The following is a 16,505-nucleotide window of genomic DNA, read 5'->3' as shown; positions in this document are numbered from 1 at the left end:
TTGAAACTTCGAGAGGCAATTTTCCCCAACACATCAACAGAAAAAAGATGTTCGATCATCATTTTCATGAAGACGCGGCTGCTCATGGCCATGGTGCTGACGAGGGGATGACCAGCCTTCGCCCTCTTGGATCTTCAATGAACGCACCTATCTGGCCCAGCGACCTGCCGACGCCGGCCACCGCTGGCGAAACCAGCCGGCCAAGCTTTTTGGCCTCCTCTGCCAGCACCGAGTCATACGCAAAATCAGACGAAGTTCGTCGTGTTTGCGTACTGACCCTGTACCCGATTCAGTACCGCTCGGAAGTGGAGATTTCCGGCTCCTGACCCTGTACCCGATTCAGTACCGCTCGGAAGTGGAGATTTCCGGCTCCTCTGAGATCGTCGTTGCAGGCAGCTGCCTGCAACGACGGGCGAATTCGGTGGGCGTGGTCCAGTCCAACGACGAGTGGGGGCGACTCTCGTTGTAGTACTGACGCCAAGCTTCGATTTTGCCTCGTGCGTCGTCCAACGACATGAACCAGGTGGCATTGAGGCACTCCTGGCGCAGGCGCCCGTTGAAACTTTCCACATTGGCGTTGTCGGTCGGCTTACCCGGACGGCTGAAGTCGAGCTCGACACCCCGCTCGTAAGCCCACTTGTCCATAACCTTGGAGATGAACTCGCTGCCGTTGTCTGACTTGATGGTTCGTGGCATACCGCGCTCGTATGTGATGGCCGTGAGCACGCGCACGACATCCTCACCTTTGAGGCTTTGCCCTACATCGATGGCCAGGCACTCGCGCGTGAACAGATCGACCACCGTCAGCATGCGCAGCTTGCGTCCATCGAACAGCGCGTCGGCGACGAAGTCCATGCTCCATATCTCATTGATGGCGTGCGCGAGCTGTTTGGGCTGCCTGCGCTGTGCGGCCTTGTTGCGCCTTGGACGCTTCAGTCGCAGCGACAAGCCTTCCTCGCGGTACAGGCGATACACCCGTTTGACATTGTCCATATGGCCCTCCCGACGCAGCATCACATGCACACGGCGGTAGCCGTAGTGCACGCGCGTGTCGGTGATCTCCTTGATGCGCGCCTTCAATACGCTCTCGTCCTTGCGTTGGGAGACGTACAGATAGGTCGAGGCCGACATGCGCACGATGCGCAATGCCTGGCGCTGGCTGCACCCGAAGCGTTGCATGAGATCGGGCACCAACTCGCGTCGCTGGGAGGGCCTCAGAGCTTTTTTGCGACCACCGCCTGCAGCATGGCCTTGTCCAGACTCAGATCGGCCACGATCTGCTTGAGCTTGCGGTTCTCCTCCTCAAGCTGGCGCAGCCGCCTCAGCTCAGAAGGCCCAACCCCTCCGTAGCGCTTCTTCCACACATAGAACGTCGCATCGCTGATGCCCATCTTGCGACAGACCTCCTCGACACGGGTACCCAGCTCAGCTTGTTTGAGGGCAAATGCGATTTGCTCCTCGGTGAACTTGCTCTTCTTCACGACATGCTCCTGCCCACATAGGGCGTTCATCATGCCGGGTCTCTCTGTAACCGAACGGTTCGAAATCCTGGGACAGGGTCATGTCTTTCGTTCCCGCCCGTTTGCCCTGGGTGGCCCAATTTCTTGGTTCCACGCCCAGCGTGGTTGATGCCGCGCCCTCCCCCTCCATTCCTCTGTTCAAGAGCACGGGTGTAACTCCAATGAACCTCAAAACTGCAGATCTGACGGCCAAGGCCGTTCCTTCACTGGTCCTCGCACTCGCTGCCTGCGGCGCCTGGGCACAGGCCACCGCGCCCACCGGCGGCGAACTCTACCGGCAACTCCAGGGCAACCAGCCCGCCGTCGTGCCCGACAAGGGCGCCTCACCGGTTCCGCAGGCTGGCGCCGTCGACGAAAGCACCCCACGCCTGAGCAGCAACGGCCAGCGCCTGCCGGTGCGCGCCATCCGCTTCGAGGGCAACACCTCGATCTCCACCGAAGAACTCGCCAGCGTGATCCCGCCGCTGCCGCCCGAAGGCATCACCGCCGACGAACTCAACACCCTCGCGGACAAGGTCTCGCGCCACTACCGCATCCAGGGCTACCCTCTGGCCCGCGCGCTGCTCGCCGCGCAGACCAGCTCCGACGGCAGCGTCACCCTCACCATCGTCGAAGGCCGCTTCGGCCGCGTCGAGCTCGACGAATCGGGCACCCGCCTGCGCCCCGGCGTCGCCCAGCGCGTGCTCGACGCCAACCTGTGCGCCGCGGGCGCCCCATGCGAAGGGCAACCCATCACCGACAAAGGCCTGCAGCGTGCCACCCTGCTGCTCTCCGACCTCCCCGGCGTGCAGGCCGACGCCGCCTTTCGCCGCGGCACCACCTTCGGCACCGCGGACCTGGGCGTCAAGCTCACGCCCGGCCAGCGCTACGTGCTGCGCCTCGGTGCCGACAACTATGGCAGCCAGGTCACCGGCGAATGGCGCGGCTCGACCTCGCTCACCGTCAACGAACCCTTTGGCATCGGCGACCAGTTCGACGCCAGCCTCATCGGTTCGGGCAGCAAGCTCTGGAACGGCAGCGCCGCCTACAGCGCACTCGTGACCGGCTCGGGCCTGCGGGCCGGCCTCAGCGCCTCCCACACCCAGTACACGCTGGGCGACGTCTTCGCCGCGCTCGACGCGCACGGCACCGCCGACGTCGCCAGCGCCCAGCTCACCTACCCCCTGGTGCGCTCCCTGAACGCCAACCTCAGCCTCGGCCTGGCCTACAACCACAAACAGCTGCGCGACTACATCGGCATCTACGGCAGCCGCGCCACCGGCCAGATCGAGGGCACCGTCGTCTCCTTCCAGGGCGACTGGATCGACGGCCTCCTGGGCGGCGGCTACGGCAAGTTCTCGCTGTCCTTCACCAACGGCCGCCTCTCCGGCCTGGACACCATCTCGCGCGCCGCCGACCAGAACCCGCTCAACGGCTTGAAAACCGCTGGCGACTTCAGCAAGTTCAACTACCTGCTGGAACGCCAGCAGAACCTCGCCGGCGCATTCACGCTCTACGGCTCGGTCTCCGGCCAGTCGGCCAGCAAGAACCTGGCCAGCGCCGAACGCTACTACCTCGGCGGCCCCACCGGCGTGCGCGCCTACCCCATCGGCGAAGGCAGCGGAGACACCGGCACCGTGGCCACCCTCGAACTGCGCCACACCAGCCCGGCCCGCTTCGCCGGCAACAACGCCGTGCTCAGCTACGGCCTGTTCTACGACCACGGCTGGGTCCGCCGCAACCAGCGGCCCCTGGCCAGCGCCACCACCCCCAACCAGGACGACTTCGGCGGCGCTGGCCTGCGCGTCGGCCTGGGCAAGCCCGGCGCCTACAGCGTGGACCTCGTCTGGGCCCAGCAGACCGGCAGCCACCGCTCCCTGGTCGAACCCGGCAAGCGGGACCGCTTCTGGCTGCAGGCCGCCTTCCAGTACTGAGCCCTGCCTTTTTTCCGCCTTGCACGCCCTGCACGCAGCACCGCATCGCACCGTCACGTCCAACCGGTAGAGAACGCCATGACCCAATCTCAACGCACCCCCTCCAAGAACACGCAGATCCCCCTGCTCCTGCTGGCGGAAAACGCCCTGCGCGGCGCCGCATCCCTCTCGCAGGGTGAGCGCCGCCGCCAGGCCGCGCAGATGCGCCGGCGTGCGCGCCAGTTCCGGCAGGCCACCCTGGGCGGTGCGGTCATGATGGCCTTCTGCGGTGGCATGGCCCCCGCGCTGGCGCAGAACCTGCCCAGCGGCGGCAGCGTCGTGGTCGGCGCCGGCACCATCTCCGGCGGCACCGGCGCAGACAACACCCTCACCATCCAGCAGCACAGCGCCCGCCTCGGCATCGACTGGCAGACCTTCTCCATCGGCGCGGGCCACACCGTGCAGTTCCTGCAGCCCGGCGCCAGCGCGGTGGCCCTCAACCGCGTGATCGGCAACGACCCCTCGGCCATCTTCGGCGCGCTCAAGGCCAACGGCCAGGTCTTCCTCGTCAACCCCAACGGCGTGCTCTTCGGCGCCACCGCCACGGTGGACGCCGCCGGCCTCGTGGTCTCCACCAAGGGCATCAGCAACGCCGACTTCAGCGCCGGCAACTACCGCTTCAGCGGCCCTTCCCGTCCTGGCGCCACCATCGTCAACCAGGGCAACATCACCTCCACCGAAGGCGGCTACATCGCCCTGGTGGGCGACCAGCTCGTCAACGACAGCACCGGCCGCCTCAGCGCGGCGCGCGGCAAGGTCGTGCTCGCCGCGGGCGACACCATCGTGCTCACGCTCGACTCCGGCAGCCTCGTCACCGTCGCGGTCGACGGCGCCGTGCTCGACGCCCTGGTCGAGAACAAAGGCCTCAGCAGCATCACCAACCTCACCCAGACCGGCAACGGCAGCATCACCGGCAACCTGGTCTCCGCCGCCAACCGCGGCTACACAGGGACCAACATCACCCAGGAAGCGGCCGGCACCATCGGCCTGAACATTTCCAACAACGGCCTGGGCTCCAGCTACGTGCTCACCAACCTGGTGCAGAACGGCAGCGGCAGCATCGCGCTCACCAGCACCGGCGATGGCATCGTCGTCACCAACCTGACGCAGGACAGCACCGGCACCATCACCCTCAACGGCACCAGCACCCGGGCCAACCGCAGCGCCGCAGCGGCCATCCGCATCACCAACGGCCTGCAGACCGGCAACGGCGTGCTCAACCTGATCGCCAACGGGCCGACCGGTGCGCGCGGCTTCTCCGCCACCAACCTGACCCAGAGCGGCAACGGCACCATCACCGGCACCGCCTCTACCGGCTTCGGCATCTCCGCCCACAGCGTGGGCACGCTCACCCAGAGCGGCAACGGCAGCATCGTGCTGACCGGCAGCAGCGGCAGCACGTCGGAGGTGGACAACGCCATCGGCATCACCAACCTGACCCAGAACGGCACCGGCAGCGCCGTGCTCAACGGCCGCAACACCGGCTCCGGCTTTGGCGTGGTCGTCACCAACCTGGCGCAGAACGGCAACGGCAGCGTGGTGCTCAATGGCTCCAGCGACAGCGCCAACTTCAGCGTCTACGGCATTTTTCTCACCAACGGTCTGCAGACCGGCGGCGGCGTGCTCAACCTGACCGCCAACGCCTCGCTGAACGCACGCGTCATCGGCATGGGCACCACCAGCCGTACGCCCAGTACATGGAGGTGATCCGCCACTGCGACCTGTTCCTCAACCCGTTTCCGTTCGGCAACACGAACGGCATCGTGGACACGGTGTCGGCGGGCCTGATCGGCATCTGCCGAACCGGCCGGGAGGTGCACGAGCACATCGACGAGGGCCTGTTCCGCCGCCTGGGCCTGCCCGAGTGGACGATCGCGAATTCGACGGAGGCTTATGTCAACGCCGCGGTCCGCCTGATCGACGATCCGGTCGAACGCCTGGCCCTGCGCAAGGCCCTGCTGGCCCGCAACGGCGTGTCCACGCTGTTCGAAGGGCGGCCGGAGGTGTTTGGCGAAAAGCTGCTTGAGCTGGTTCGGGAGGGGGTCACGCAAACCGGCGAAGCCGAGGGCACGCCGGAGCTCTGGCACGAAACCCAACCCTCCGAACTCACCTGATCTGGACGAGTTCGAGAAAAGTTAGCGCAAACACACAATTGTGCTGCCGATCTACGGGCGGGCCCTGGCCTGCCCGTGCCCGCTGGCCCGGCTGGCGGGCACCCGGCAGCGCCAAGTGCTTGCCGCAATTGGGTTTTCTTTGCGATAATTGCGGGTTTCCCCGATTTCTACAGACCCATCATGAAACGCACTTACCAGCCTTCCAAGATCCGCCGCGCCCGCACCCATGGCTTCCTCGTGCGCATGAAAACCCGTGGTGGCCGCGCCGTGATCAACGCCCGCCGCGCCAAAGGCCGCAAGCGCCTGGCAGTCTGAGGCTGCTGCGCATGCTGTGCCGGCGCCGTTTCGCCCGGCTGCTGCTTTCTGCGGTTGCGGCGGACGCCAGGTGATCCAGCGGCTGCGGTCCCGGCAACAGTTCCAGGCCGTCATGGCGGGACCTCCCGTGGCCAGAACCCCCCATTTCGCTTTGCACCGTGCGGCCCTGTCCTGTGAACAGGGGGGGCGCGCCCTGTTTCCCGTGGCCGATGCCTGGCTGGGGGTGTTGCTGCCCAAGCGCTGGGCGCGCCGCGCGGTCACGCGCAATGCGATCCGCCGCCAGATCTATGAAGTGGCGCGGCACCGCGCCGACAGCCTGCCGCAGGCGGCCCTGGTGGTCCGGCTGCGCAGCACGTTCAACCGGGAGCAGTTCGTGAGCGCCACGTCGGTGGTGCTCAAGCGCGCGGTGCGCGCGGAACTGGAACAACTGCTGGGCCGGGTGGCCGTGCGGCCGGTGGCCGCCTCCAACGAAGCGGAGACGGGCGATGCGGCTGTCTGATGTGCCCCGTGGCCTGCTGGTGGGTCTGGTCAAGGCCTACCGGCTGTTGCTCAGTCCCTGGCTGGGCAATGGCTGCCGTTTCGAGCCCACCTGTTCCGTCTATGCCATCGGCGCTCTGGAGCGCCATGGTGCCCTGCAGGGCAGCTATCTCACGCTCAGGCGCCTTGCGCGTTGCCATCCTTGGTGCGAGGGTGGCCATGATCCGGTACCCGACTCGGCGCCGCGCGCCGCGCCGTTCTCCGGCCTGCTCTCTCCTTCCTGCGAAAAGAAGAATCGCTCATGAATGACATTCGTCGGTCCATCCTGTGGGTGGTGTTTGGCATGTCCATGGTCCTGATCTGGGACAAATGGCAGATCCACAACGGCCACGCGCCCACCTTCTTCCCCGGCTCTGCGCCCGCCAGTACGGCACCGGCCCAGCCCGGTCCGGCCGCAGTTACCGCCGACACCAGCCTGCCAGCGGCGGCGTCCACTGCCGCACCTGGGGGCTCCGCTCCTGCGTCCGAAGCACCGGGCGGCGCGCCCAGCGCGGTGGCGCAACGCCACGAGTTCAGCACCGATGTCTTCAAGCTGGTGTTCAACAGCGAAGGCGGCTCGCTGATCGAGGCACAACTGCTCAAGCATGCCGAAGCGACGCAGCAGAGCAAGGACCAGACGGTGCGTCCGTTCACCCTGCTCAACCAGGATGGCAACCATGTTTACGTGGCGCAGACGGGCTTGATTGGTGGTGGCTTCCCGACGCACAAGACGCCCATGACCCTGGTGGGTGGCAGCCCCAGCGCGCTGGCCGAAGGGCAAAACGAGTTGCAGGTGCGCTTCGAGTCGGCCGAGGTTGGCGGCGTCAAGCTGGTCAAGACCTACACGCTGCGCCGTGGCCACTACGACATCGGCGTGCGCCACGAGGTGCAGAACCTGAGCGGCCAGGCGGTGAACCCGCAGCTTTACGTGCAGTTGGTGCGCGACGGCAGCAAGCTCAGCAGCGAGACGCCGTTCTACTCGACCTTCACAGGCCCGGCGGTCTACACCACCGAGAAGAAGTACCAGAAGGTCGAGTTCGCCAACATCGAGAAGAACAAGGCGGAGTACATCAAGAACACCACCGATGGCTACGTTGCCATGGTGCAGCATTACTTTGCTTCGGCCTGGCTGCTGGGCGATGGCGTGGCGCGTGAGAACTTCGTGCGCCAGGTGGACAAGAACCTGTTCGCGGTGGGTGCGATCACCCGCCTACCGACGATCGAGCCTGGCCAGACGCAAACGCTGGAGTCGCGTCTGTTCGCCGGCCCGCAGGAGGAAAAGGTCCTTGAGACCATCGCCCCGGGGCTGGAGCTGGTGAAGGACTATGGCTGGCTGACCATTCTGGCCAAGCCGCTGTACTGGCTGCTGGAGAAGATCCACGGTTATGTGGGCAACTGGGGCTGGGCCATCGTGCTGCTGGTGGTGCTCATCAAGGCCGCGTTCTACTGGCTCAACGCCAGTGCGTACCGCAGCATGGCCAAGATGAAGAAGATCAATCCTCGCATCATGGAAATGCGCGAGCGCCTCAAGGGCAATCCGCAGCAGATGCAGCAGGAGATGATGAAGATCTACCGGGAGGAGAAGGTCAATCCACTGGGTGGCTGCTTCCCCATCCTGATCCAGATCCCGGTGTTCATCGCGCTGTACTGGGTGCTGCTGTCCAGCGTGGAAATGCGCAACGCGCCCTGGGCCTTGTGGATCTCCGACCTGTCTTCGCCGGACCCCTACTTCATCCTGCCGCTGGTGATGGCCGTCACCACCCTGATCCAGACCGCGCTGAACCCACTGCCGCCGGACCCGCTGCAGGCCAAGCTGATGTGGCTGATGCCGCTGATGTTCTCGGTGATGTTCTTCTTCTTCCCCTCCGGCCTGGTGCTCTACTGGATCACCAACAACGTGCTCACGATTGCCCAGCAGGCGGTGATCAACAAGAGCATGGGGGTGCCGTTGAAATTCAACATACCCAAATTCAGGTGACCGCCCGGGGCCGGCTGGCCGGCCCCCCGGTGTCACCGGGAGGGGTGGTGCTTCTTCCTTGCTCGGGCCTGCATTGCAGGCCCTTCTCTTTTAAGCTCGCCGCCTATGCTCGCTGCTTCCCGTGATGCCATCGTTGCCATCGCCACGGCGCCCGGTCGGGGTGGCGTGGGCATCGTCCGCGTTTCCGGGCGGGGGCTGGAGCCATTCGCACGGGCTTTGCTTGGGCGCGCGCTGCGGCCGCGTGAGGCAACCTACCTGCCGTTTCCCGATGCGGCAGCCCAGCCCATAGACCACGGCCTGGCGCTCTGGTTTCCCGGACCGCATTCCTACACCGGCGAGGACGTGCTGGAGCTGCAGGGCCACGGTGGGCCGGTGGTGCTGCAACTGCTGCTGGCGCGCTGCCTGGAGGTGGGGCGTGACGTGCTGCCGCTGCTGCGCCTGGCGCGCGCGGGCGAGTTCACCGAACGCGCCTTCATCAACGACAAGCTCGACCTGGCGCAGGCCGAGGCGGTGGCCGACCTGATCGATGCCAGCACCGAGGCGGCGGCGCGCAGTGCTTCACGCTCGCTGGCCGGCGTCTTCTCCGGGCATGTGCACGGCCTGCGCGACGCGCTGGTGAACCTGCGCATGCTGGTCGAAGCCACGCTGGACTTTCCCGAAGAAGAGATCGACTTTCTGCAGAAGGCCGATGCGGCGGGCCAGCTCCAGCGCCTGCGCCAGACGCTGGCCCAGGTGCTGCAGCAGGCGCGCCAGGGCGCCCTGCTGCGCGACGGTCTTCAGGTGGTGATCGCGGGCCAGCCCAATGCCGGCAAGAGCTCGCTGCTCAATGCGCTGGCGGGGGCGGAGCTGGCCATCGTCACACCGGTGGCGGGCACCACGCGGGACGTGGTTCAGCAGACCATACAGATCGAAGGCGTGCCGCTGCACGTGATCGATACCGCGGGCCTGCGCGACAGCCCCGATGTGGACGAGGTCGAGAGGATCGGTATCGCCCGCGCCTGGGCGCGCATCCAGGCGGCGGACGCGGTGTTGTTCGTGCACGACCTGACCCGCAGCGCCGAGGCGACCTACCGGGCGGCCGATGCGGCCATCGCCAGCGAACTGGCCCGCACGTTGCCTGGCTCGGTGCCTTTGCTGCACGTGTGGAACAAGATGGACCAGGTTGACCAAGCCACCCTGGATGCGGCGCTCGGGCAGGCCGGTGGCCTGGCGCTGTCGGCGCGGCAGGGCACCGGGCTGGACGCTTTGCGCCAGCGCTTGCTGGCACTGGTTGGTTGGCAGCAGACCGGTGGCGATGGGCTGTTCATGGCGCGAGAACGCCATTTGCAAGCCTTGCGCCGCGTGGACGGCCACTTCGCGGCAGCCGACACCCTTCTGCGAGGGCGCGGCGAACATCTGGACCTGCTGGCCGAAGAACTCCGTCTGGCGCAGCACGCTCTGGGCGAGATCACCGGCGAGTTCACCGCCGATGACCTGTTGGGCGAGATCTTTTCGCGTTTTTGCATCGGCAAGTGAACCCGGCCCTGCCGTTCACGGCGCTCTGCGCACCGCCCGGAGCGCAACTGTAAGCAGGGGTAATGGGTGCCTTGCGCGCAAGGAGGCGACACGGTTAACGTGGCCGCATGAACGCCCAGCTTCCCGCCTCCGTGCGCTTCGACATTCAAGGCCTGGCCCACGCCATGCGCCTGAGCAGTGCGCTGGATGCCGTTCCCCTGACCCTCAACGACAGCCAGTGGCCCTTGCTGGCGAACTACCTGCAGCCCGTGGCCCTGCAGCAGGGTCAGGTGCTGATCGAGCAGGGTGTGAAAGATCGGACGGTCTACTTTGTCGAGAGCGGCACGCTCACCGTGCACTACGAAGACTCTCGCGAGCGCGTGCGCATCGCCATGGTGGGCGCGGGCTCGCTGTTGGGTGAGGGGGCGTTCTTCAGCCACCTGCCGCGCGGCGCCACGGTGCATGCGGGCAGCGACTGCCGCCTGTGGTGCCTCACGCCGCTGCGCTTTCGCGAACTCTCCGCGCGCCATCCCGAGATCGCGCTGGATCTCACCGTGGCCATGTCGGCGGTGCTGGCCCGCCGCATGTACAACCGGCCCAAGCGGGTCGCGGTGACCTGAGCCAACACATGGGCGATGCACGGTGGACCAACAGCGCCTCTTCACGCCCGCTTATCAACCTTTTCCGCACCCACCGTCGGCGCACACTCTGTACATGTCCTTGATGAGCTGGTGGCACGCCAGGAAACCCACCGCAACCGGCAAAGGCGCCTTCGTGCGGGCGCGCCACAAATTCAGCCAGACCACGTTGCCCCTGATCTCGCCCCGCCGGGGCCGGCGCATCCTGCGGCGTGAGCAGCTCTTCTCGGTGGTGCGCGAATCGCTTATCCGCGCGGGCGTGCTGTCCACCAGTTACCAGTTCAAGGTGCTCACCCTGGATGCCACCGGCGATACCTTCCTGGTGCTGGTCGACCTCGCGCTGCCGGCGCAGGCCATGCCCGACGAGTACCTGCTGGAGATCGAACGCTGGGTCCAGCAGAGCGCGAAGACGCGGCACGACATGGACATCCGCTCGGTCTACTGGCGGCGCAAGGCGGTGCATGACCAGGTGGGCATGGCGCTCAAGGCGGCCGTGACCGCGCAGACCCGTCGCGAGGCCGCCATCACGTCGCCTGCTCCGGTGGCGCCAGTCTCCCGGCCCATGCCGGTGCCCAGCCCTACGGCCATTCCCAGGCCGGACATCCGCGAATCGCGGGAACCCGCGCAGGCGGTCGCGCCGGATGAGGTAGAGGCCTTCCGCCGCGCGCTGCAGAACGTGCCGTCGGGCGACCGTCCGGCCACCACCGAGGCGCGGGCGCCCGAGCCCGAGTCCCACAGCGATTTCGCTGCGCTGAGCGAAACCCAGTACGGCAAGCTCTGACGCGCCGGGCGCGTGCGCTGGCAGGCCGGCTCAATGGCCGGCGAAGTCCAGCAGTGTGAACAGGGCCAGACCCGAGGCGCGCAGTTTGTCCGAACCACCGAGTTCAGGCAGGTCCACGATGGCGGCGCCTTCCATGACCTGCGCGCCCAGCTTCTCCAGCAGGCGCCGGCCGGCCATCATGGTGCCGCCGGTGGCGATCAGGTCGTCGATCAGCACCACCCGGTCGCCGCTGCGCACCGCATCGGTGTGCAGTTCCACGGTGGCGCTGCCGTACTCCAGTTCGTAGGTCTCCTCAACCGTCGCATAGGGCAGCTTGCCCTTCTTGCGGATGGGGACGAAACCCACGCCGAGCTCGTAGGCCAGCACGGAACCAATGATGAAGCCGCGTGCGTCGAGGCCCGCCACCACGTTGGGCCGCAGCGCGGGGTCCATGTAGCGGTGCACGAAGGTGTCGATCAGGACGCGGAACACCTTGGGGTCCTGCAGCAGAGGCGTGATGTCACGGAACTGCACGCCCGGTGCGGGCCAGTCTGGCACGGTGCGGATGTGGGATTTCAGGTAGTCGGAGGTGTCCATGGCGGCGCGGGGTTGGGGAGCGGCCATTATCCCCATGGGTCCGGGCGGCGCAAAAAAAAAAACCCCGGCGCTGGGCGCCGGGGCCAGGGACCATGGCGACCCTGTTCAGGCCATGGGGTGGACTCACAGTTTCATTGTGGGATGCCACGCGGCCCGCGCCGTCGCGCGTCCGGCGTATGGTGGCCGTGGGCCGACGGGTGACAGGGCGGCCGATGTCTCAGCCCGAGAGCAGCTTCTCTTCGGCCAGCGCCAGCGCGGGCGCCTTGCCGCTGATGACCACCGAATCGCCACCTTCCAGCGCCGGATCGTCCTGCAGGGACTGGGCGCGCCCGTTGGCGCGGCGCAGGCTCACCACGCGCACGCCGATGGCGTGCAGCGCCAGCGAGTCCAGGGTGCGTCCCACGTTGCGTCCGCCAGCGGGCAGTGTGACGGTGGACAGGCGCTCGTGGTCGATCTCGTCGACGCCGTCGTCGTCGGCACCGTGGAAATAACCGCGCAGCAGGCTGTAGCGCGCGTCGCGTTGCTCCTGCACCAGGCGGATGACGCGCCGCATGGGCACGCCCACCAGCGCCAGCGCATGGCTGGCGAGCATCAGGCTGGCTTCGATGGCCTCGGGCACGACCTCGGTCGCACCCGCCGATCGCAGCTTCTCCAGGTCCATGTCGTCCACGGTGCGCACCACGACCGGTACCTGGGGCGCCTGTTCGTGCGTGTGGTGCAGCACCTTGAGCGCACTGGCCGTGTCCAGGTAGGTCACCGCCACCGCGCTGGCGCGGTGCAGGCCGGCCGCCAGCAGCGCCTGCAGGCGCGCCGCGTCGCCGAACACCACCGAATGCCCGGCCGCCGCAGCCTGGCGCACACGGTCCGGGTCCAGGTCCAGCGCCATGTAGGGAATGCCTTCGGCCTCCAGCAGCCGGGCCAGGTTCTGGCCGCAGCGTCCGTAGCCACAGATGATCACATGCTTGTCGGCGTTGATCGCACGGCGCGCGATGCTGGTCATCTGCACCGACTGCATCAGCCAGTCGCTGCCGACGAGCCGCGTCACGATGGTGTTGGCGTACAGAATGACGATCGGCGTGAGCAGCATGGAGATGACCATGCTGGCCAGGATGGGGTTGAACAGCGCCGGCGGCACCAACTGGTTCTTGCCCGCCAGCGTGAGCAGCACCAGCCCGAACTCACCGGCCTGCGCCAGGTACAGGCCGGTGCGCAGTGCCACTCCGGTGGGTGCGCCGAAGGCACGCGTGAGGCCTGTGATCAATGCGATCTTGAAGCCGACGGAGACCGACAGCAGCAGCAACACCAGGGGCCAGCGCTCGAGCACCAGACGCCAGTCCAGCATCATGCCGATGGTGATGAAGAACAGGCCCAGCAGCACATCGTGGAAAGGCCGGATGTCGGTCTCCACCTGGTGTTTGAACTCGGTCTCGGCGATGAGCATGCCCGCCACGAAAGCGCCCAGCGCAAGCGACAGGCCCGCGTGCTCGGTCAGCCAGGCCAGGCCCAGCGTGATCAGCAACAGGTTGAGCATGAACAGCTCGTCGCTCTTGCGGCGCGCCACCAGCGTGAGCCACCAGCGCATGATCCGCTGGCCGCCAGTGAGCAGCAGGCCCAGCAGCAGCGCGGCCTTGAGCGTGGCCCAGCCCAGCGCGATCAGCAGGTCTTCCGGGTCGGCGGCCAGCGCCGGGATGAGCACCAGCAGCGGCACCACCGCCAGATCCTGGAACAGCAGCACGCCCAGGACGCGCTTGCCGTGTTCGGATTCCAGCTCCAGGCGCTCGGCCACCATCTTGATCACGATGGCCGTGCTGCTCATGGCCATCACGCCGCCCAGCGCCAGCGCCGTCTGCCAGCGCACGTTCCACCACACCGGCAACAGCAGCGTCAGCGCCAGCGAGGCCGCGGTCGTCAGCAGGATGGTCAGCACCACCTGGGCCATGCCCAACCCGAACACGTGCCTGCGCATGGCCCGCAGCTTGGGCAGGCTGAACTCCAGCCCGATCACGAACATCAGGAACACCACCCCGAACTCCGCGAGGTAGCGCACCCCGCCGGACTCCTGGGCCAGGGCCAAGGCATTCGGTCCGATCACCACGCCCACCGCCAGGTAGCCCAGGATGGGCGGCATGCGCAGCGATCGGCAGATCACCACGCCCAGCACCGCCGCCAACAGGTAGAGCAGTGCGATGTCGAGCGAGTTCATGGTGATGCGATGGTAATGGCAGGCCGGCCCGGGCGGCGGCGATAATCGGCCGCATGGCCTTGCCCGACACTCTCGACCCCGCCCGCATCCAGGCCCTGGCCAGGGACACCCTGGGCATCGAGGCGCAGGCCGTCGGCGCGCTGGCGCAGCGGGTGGACGCCTCCTTCGTGCAGGCGGTCGAGCGCATGCTGCGGGTGTCCGGGCGCGTGGTCGTCATGGGCATGGGCAAGAGCGGCCACATCGGCCGCAAGATCGCCGCCACCCTGGCCTCCACCGGTACACCCGCCCAGTTCGTTCATCCGGCCGAGGCCAGCCACGGGGATCTCGGCATGGTGACCCAGGCCGACCTCGTGCTGGCCATCAGCAACAGCGGCGAAAGCGAAGAACTCACCGCCATCCTGCCGCTCATCAAGCGCATGGGCGTGCCCCTGGTGGCGCTCACCGGGCGGCCCGACTCCACGCTGGGCCGGCATGCCGACGTGACACTGGACACCTCGGTGGAGAAAGAAGCCTGCCCGCACAACCTGGCGCCCACCGCCAGCACCACCGCGCAACTGGCCCTGGGCGATGCACTGGCCGTGGCCCTGCTCGACGCCCGAGGCTTCAAGGCCGACGACTTTGCGCGCTCCCACCCTGGCGGTTCGCTGGGCCGCAAGCTGCTGACCCACGTGCGCGACGTGATGCGCGGTGCCCAGGACACGCCCCGTGTCGGTCCCGACACCGGCCTCATGGATCTCATGCGCGAGATCAGCGCCAAGGGCCTGGGCCTGAGCGCCGTCGTCGACGGGCAGGAGCGTGTGCTCGGCGTCTTCACCGATGGCGACCTGCGCCGCCTGATCGAAAAGACCGGCAGCGGCACCGACCTGCGCACGCTGCGCGCCAGCGATGTCATGCACCCCAGGCCGCGCACCATTGCGGCCGATGCGCTCGCGGTGGAGGCCGCTGGCCTGATGGAAGCCAACCGCATCACCAGCCTGCTGGTGGTCGATGACGCGGGGCGCCTGTTGGGCGCGCTCAACAGCAACGACCTCATGCGGGCCAAGGTGATATGACACCGGTGCTGCAGTTTCCGCCCGAGCTGCTGCTGCGCGCCCAGCCGGTGCGCGTGGCCTTTTTCGACGTCGATGGCGTCCTGACCGACGGCGGCTTGTACTTCACCGAAGGCGGCGAGACCCTCAAGCGCTTTCACACGCTCGACGGCCATGGCCTCAAGCTGCTGCAGCGCGCCGGCATCATGCCCGCGGTGGTCAGCGGCCGCGACTCGGCTGCGCTGCGCCGGCGTCTGGCCGCCTTGGGCGTGACCCACCTGCGCCTGGGCACCGAAGACAAGGCACCCGCCGCGCAGGCCATCCTGGACGAACTGGGCCTGGATTGGCCAGCCGCCGCCGCCATGGGCGACGACTGGCCCGACCTGCCGCTGCTGCGCCGTGCCGCCCTGGCCTGCGCACCGGCCACCGCACATGAAGAGGTGCTGGCCATCGCGCACTTCGTACCGCGTCGCGCGCCCGGTGCCGGCGCGGTGCGCGAATTCTGTGACCTGCTGCTGGTGGCCAGCGGTGCCTACGCGGCCGAGCTGGAGGCGGCGGCAAGGTGAGCACGGGCGATCCGCTGGACTTCTTCGCCGACATCGACACCACCGCCACGGTGCCGCAGAAGCCGCGCCGCAAGCGCCAGTGGCTCGACCGGCTCTCCATTTACCTGCCCGTGCTGCTCATGGGCCTGCTCGCGCTGGCGTCGTACTGGTTGCTGCGCGCCACACCGGCCACCGACGTGGCTGAGTCAGTCACCCGGCCCGTGAGCACCGAACCCGACTATTTCATGCGGCGCTTCTCCGTCAAGGTGTTCGACGCCGGCGGCAGCCTCAAGACCAGCGTGATCGGCACCGAGGCGAGGCACTTTCCCGCCACCGACATGGTCGAGATCGACGACGGCCGTATCCGCCACATCGGTGACACAGGACTGCCCACGCTGGCCAGCGCCAGGCTCATCACCTCCAACGGCGACAACACCGAGTTCACCCTGCGCGGCAACGCCGTCGTCGTGCGCGAAGCCGGCGTCAACGCCAACGGCGAAACGGTGCCCAGGCTCGAGTTCCGAGGAGAGTTCCTGCACATCTACACCGAGCCCGAACGGGTGGTGTCGGACCAGCCCGTCACCTTGTTGCGTGGCAGCGACCGCCTGCAGGCCGACAACCTCGACTACCGCGGCGACGAACGCGTCGCGAACTTCAAGGGTCGGGTGAAGATGCGGTTGGAGGCGAGGTGAAGTGAAGAGGCACCCCCCTGCGCCGCTGCGCGGCTTCCCCCCTCCGTGGCGCGCCTTCGGCGCTTCGAGGGGGGACGATGCCTTGGGCCGGCGGCGGAGCCGGACCCTCGGCATCTCTGGGCTTGCACGCTTCGCTTCGCTCGCTGGGGTGGT

The 16,505-nt window shown here is 67.3% G+C and carries 17 protein-coding genes; 14 read left to right on the top strand and 3 right to left on the bottom strand.

Annotation, left to right across the window (positions count from 1 at the left end; all coding sequences use genetic code 11):
* The first annotated feature begins 47 nt into the window (after window positions 1-47).
* Window positions 48-326 (top strand): hypothetical protein, encoded by a 279-nt coding sequence (locus KIT53_RS13845; RefSeq protein ID WP_297753401.1) that lies wholly within the window; start codon window positions 48-50, stop codon window positions 324-326.
* 13 nt (window positions 327-339) lie between these two features.
* Here the strand turns inward: KIT53_RS13845 and KIT53_RS13840 are convergent.
* Window positions 340-1,481, bottom strand: a protein-coding gene (locus KIT53_RS13840; protein WP_297753398.1) for an IS3 family transposase whose coding sequence is annotated in 2 segments (ribosomal slippage) — window positions 340-1,232 and window positions 1,232-1,481 — 1,143 coding nt in all. Because the reading frame shifts where the segments join, the coding sequence is not laid out codon by codon here.
* Between the two features lie 200 nt (window positions 1,482-1,681).
* Here KIT53_RS13840 and KIT53_RS13835 point away from each other — a divergent pair.
* The 10 genes from KIT53_RS13835 (at window position 1,682) to KIT53_RS13790 (ending at window position 11,308) form a co-directional block, all read left to right on the top strand.
* Window positions 1,682-3,433 carry a ShlB/FhaC/HecB family hemolysin secretion/activation protein gene (locus KIT53_RS13835; RefSeq protein ID WP_297753396.1) on the top strand — a complete coding sequence of 584 codons (1,752 nt, stop codon included), beginning with the start codon at window positions 1,682-1,684 and terminating at the stop codon, window positions 3,431-3,433.
* 78 nt (window positions 3,434-3,511) lie between these two features.
* The gene (locus KIT53_RS13830) at window positions 3,512-5,179 is read left to right on the top strand and encodes a filamentous hemagglutinin N-terminal domain-containing protein (protein WP_297753394.1); all 1,668 of its coding nucleotides are present in this window, start codon (window positions 3,512-3,514) and stop codon (window positions 5,177-5,179) included.
* Window positions 5,170-5,586, top strand: coding sequence for a hypothetical protein (locus KIT53_RS13825; protein WP_297753392.1), 417 nt, complete (start codon window positions 5,170-5,172; stop codon window positions 5,584-5,586). The genes KIT53_RS13830 and KIT53_RS13825 overlap by 10 nt, the downstream gene beginning before the upstream one ends.
* A 180-nt stretch (window positions 5,587-5,766) precedes the next feature.
* Entirely contained in the window at window positions 5,767-5,901 is a 135-nt protein-coding gene (gene rpmH / locus KIT53_RS13820) for a 50S ribosomal protein L34 (protein ID WP_006299042.1), read from the top strand.
* 73 nt (window positions 5,902-5,974) lie between these two features.
* Window positions 5,975-6,400 (top strand): ribonuclease P protein component, encoded by a 426-nt coding sequence (locus KIT53_RS13815; RefSeq protein WP_297753460.1) that lies wholly within the window; start codon window positions 5,975-5,977, stop codon window positions 6,398-6,400.
* Between the two features lies 1 nt (window position 6,401).
* Window positions 6,402-6,683: a membrane protein insertion efficiency factor YidD gene (yidD, locus tag KIT53_RS13810; protein ID WP_297753458.1), complete on the top strand. Its 282-nt coding sequence runs from the start codon at window positions 6,402-6,404 to the stop codon at window positions 6,681-6,683.
* A complete protein-coding gene (gene yidC / locus KIT53_RS13805) occupies window positions 6,680-8,395 on the top strand; it encodes a membrane protein insertase YidC (RefSeq protein ID WP_297753390.1) in 1,716 nt (571 codons plus the stop codon). Before yidD ends, yidC begins: the two co-directional genes overlap by 4 nt.
* Before the next feature lie 105 nt (window positions 8,396-8,500).
* Window positions 8,501-9,910: a tRNA uridine-5-carboxymethylaminomethyl(34) synthesis GTPase MnmE gene (mnmE, locus tag KIT53_RS13800; protein WP_297753388.1), complete on the top strand. Its 1,410-nt coding sequence runs from the start codon at window positions 8,501-8,503 to the stop codon at window positions 9,908-9,910.
* 107 nt (window positions 9,911-10,017) lie between these two features.
* A complete protein-coding gene (locus KIT53_RS13795; protein ID WP_297753386.1) occupies window positions 10,018-10,509 on the top strand; it encodes a cyclic nucleotide-binding domain-containing protein in 492 nt (163 codons plus the stop codon).
* 94 nt (window positions 10,510-10,603) lie between these two features.
* Window positions 10,604-11,308, top strand: coding sequence for a hypothetical protein (locus tag KIT53_RS13790; RefSeq protein ID WP_297753384.1), 705 nt, complete (start codon window positions 10,604-10,606; stop codon window positions 11,306-11,308).
* A gap of 30 nt (window positions 11,309-11,338) precedes the next feature.
* Here the strand turns inward: KIT53_RS13790 and KIT53_RS13785 are convergent, their stop codons facing one another.
* Together KIT53_RS13785 and KIT53_RS13780 are read right to left on the bottom strand one after the other, a co-directional pair.
* A complete protein-coding gene (locus KIT53_RS13785; RefSeq protein ID WP_297753456.1) occupies window positions 11,339-11,884 on the bottom strand; it encodes an adenine phosphoribosyltransferase in 546 nt (181 codons plus the stop codon).
* Window positions 11,885-12,101: 217 nt separating this feature from the next.
* Window positions 12,102-14,087: a cation:proton antiporter gene (locus tag KIT53_RS13780; protein WP_297753382.1), complete on the bottom strand. Its 1,986-nt coding sequence runs from the start codon at window positions 14,085-14,087 to the stop codon at window positions 12,102-12,104.
* Window positions 14,088-14,140: 53 nt separating this feature from the next.
* Between KIT53_RS13780 and KIT53_RS13775 the strand changes: the two genes are divergently transcribed.
* Genes KIT53_RS13775 through lptC form a run of 3 tightly spaced genes read left to right on the top strand, consistent with a single transcriptional unit; the run spans window position 14,141 to window position 16,352 of the window.
* Window positions 14,141-15,139: a KpsF/GutQ family sugar-phosphate isomerase gene (locus KIT53_RS13775; RefSeq protein ID WP_297753380.1), complete on the top strand. Its 999-nt coding sequence runs from the start codon at window positions 14,141-14,143 to the stop codon at window positions 15,137-15,139.
* A complete protein-coding gene (locus KIT53_RS13770) occupies window positions 15,136-15,681 on the top strand; it encodes an HAD hydrolase family protein (protein WP_297753378.1) in 546 nt (181 codons plus the stop codon). Before KIT53_RS13775 ends, KIT53_RS13770 begins: the two co-directional genes overlap by 4 nt.
* Window positions 15,678-16,352: an LPS export ABC transporter periplasmic protein LptC gene (gene lptC / locus KIT53_RS13765; protein ID WP_297753376.1), complete on the top strand. Its 675-nt coding sequence runs from the start codon at window positions 15,678-15,680 to the stop codon at window positions 16,350-16,352. The genes KIT53_RS13770 and lptC overlap by 4 nt, the downstream gene beginning before the upstream one ends.
* The last annotated feature ends 153 nt before the right edge of the window (window positions 16,353-16,505 follow it).

It is taken from the genome of Hydrogenophaga sp. (assembly GCF_026125785.1).
Taxonomy (GTDB): Bacteria; Pseudomonadota; Gammaproteobacteria; order Burkholderiales; family Burkholderiaceae_C; genus Hydrogenophaga.
Note: the sequence above shows the minus strand (reverse complement) of the source record. Positions and strands in the feature narration are given on the sequence as shown.

Excerpts from the sequence above, each read along its gene's own strand:
- KIT53_RS13845 (WP_297753401.1), top strand. The coding sequence starts at position 48 with ATGTTCGATCATCATTTTCATGAAGACGCGGCTGCTCATGGCCATGGT.
- KIT53_RS13835 (WP_297753396.1), top strand. The coding sequence starts at position 1,682 with ATGAACCTCAAAACTGCAGATCTGACGGCCAAGGCCGTTCCTTCACTG.
- KIT53_RS13830 (WP_297753394.1), top strand. The coding sequence starts at position 3,512 with ATGACCCAATCTCAACGCACCCCCTCCAAGAACACGCAGATCCCCCTG.
- KIT53_RS13825 (WP_297753392.1), top strand. The coding sequence starts at position 5,170 with ATGGAGGTGATCCGCCACTGCGACCTGTTCCTCAACCCGTTTCCGTTC.
- rpmH (WP_006299042.1), top strand. The coding sequence starts at position 5,767 with ATGAAACGCACTTACCAGCCTTCCAAGATCCGCCGCGCCCGCACCCAT.
- yidC (WP_297753390.1), top strand. The coding sequence starts at position 6,680 with ATGAATGACATTCGTCGGTCCATCCTGTGGGTGGTGTTTGGCATGTCC.
- mnmE (WP_297753388.1), top strand. The coding sequence starts at position 8,501 with ATGCTCGCTGCTTCCCGTGATGCCATCGTTGCCATCGCCACGGCGCCC.
- KIT53_RS13795 (WP_297753386.1), top strand. The coding sequence starts at position 10,018 with ATGAACGCCCAGCTTCCCGCCTCCGTGCGCTTCGACATTCAAGGCCTG.
- KIT53_RS13790 (WP_297753384.1), top strand. The coding sequence starts at position 10,604 with ATGTCCTTGATGAGCTGGTGGCACGCCAGGAAACCCACCGCAACCGGC.
- KIT53_RS13785 (WP_297753456.1), bottom strand. The coding sequence starts at position 11,884 with ATGGACACCTCCGACTACCTGAAATCCCACATCCGCACCGTGCCAGAC.
- KIT53_RS13780 (WP_297753382.1), bottom strand. The coding sequence starts at position 14,087 with ATGAACTCGCTCGACATCGCACTGCTCTACCTGTTGGCGGCGGTGCTG.
- KIT53_RS13775 (WP_297753380.1), top strand. The coding sequence starts at position 14,141 with ATGGCCTTGCCCGACACTCTCGACCCCGCCCGCATCCAGGCCCTGGCC.
- KIT53_RS13770 (WP_297753378.1), top strand. The coding sequence starts at position 15,136 with ATGACACCGGTGCTGCAGTTTCCGCCCGAGCTGCTGCTGCGCGCCCAG.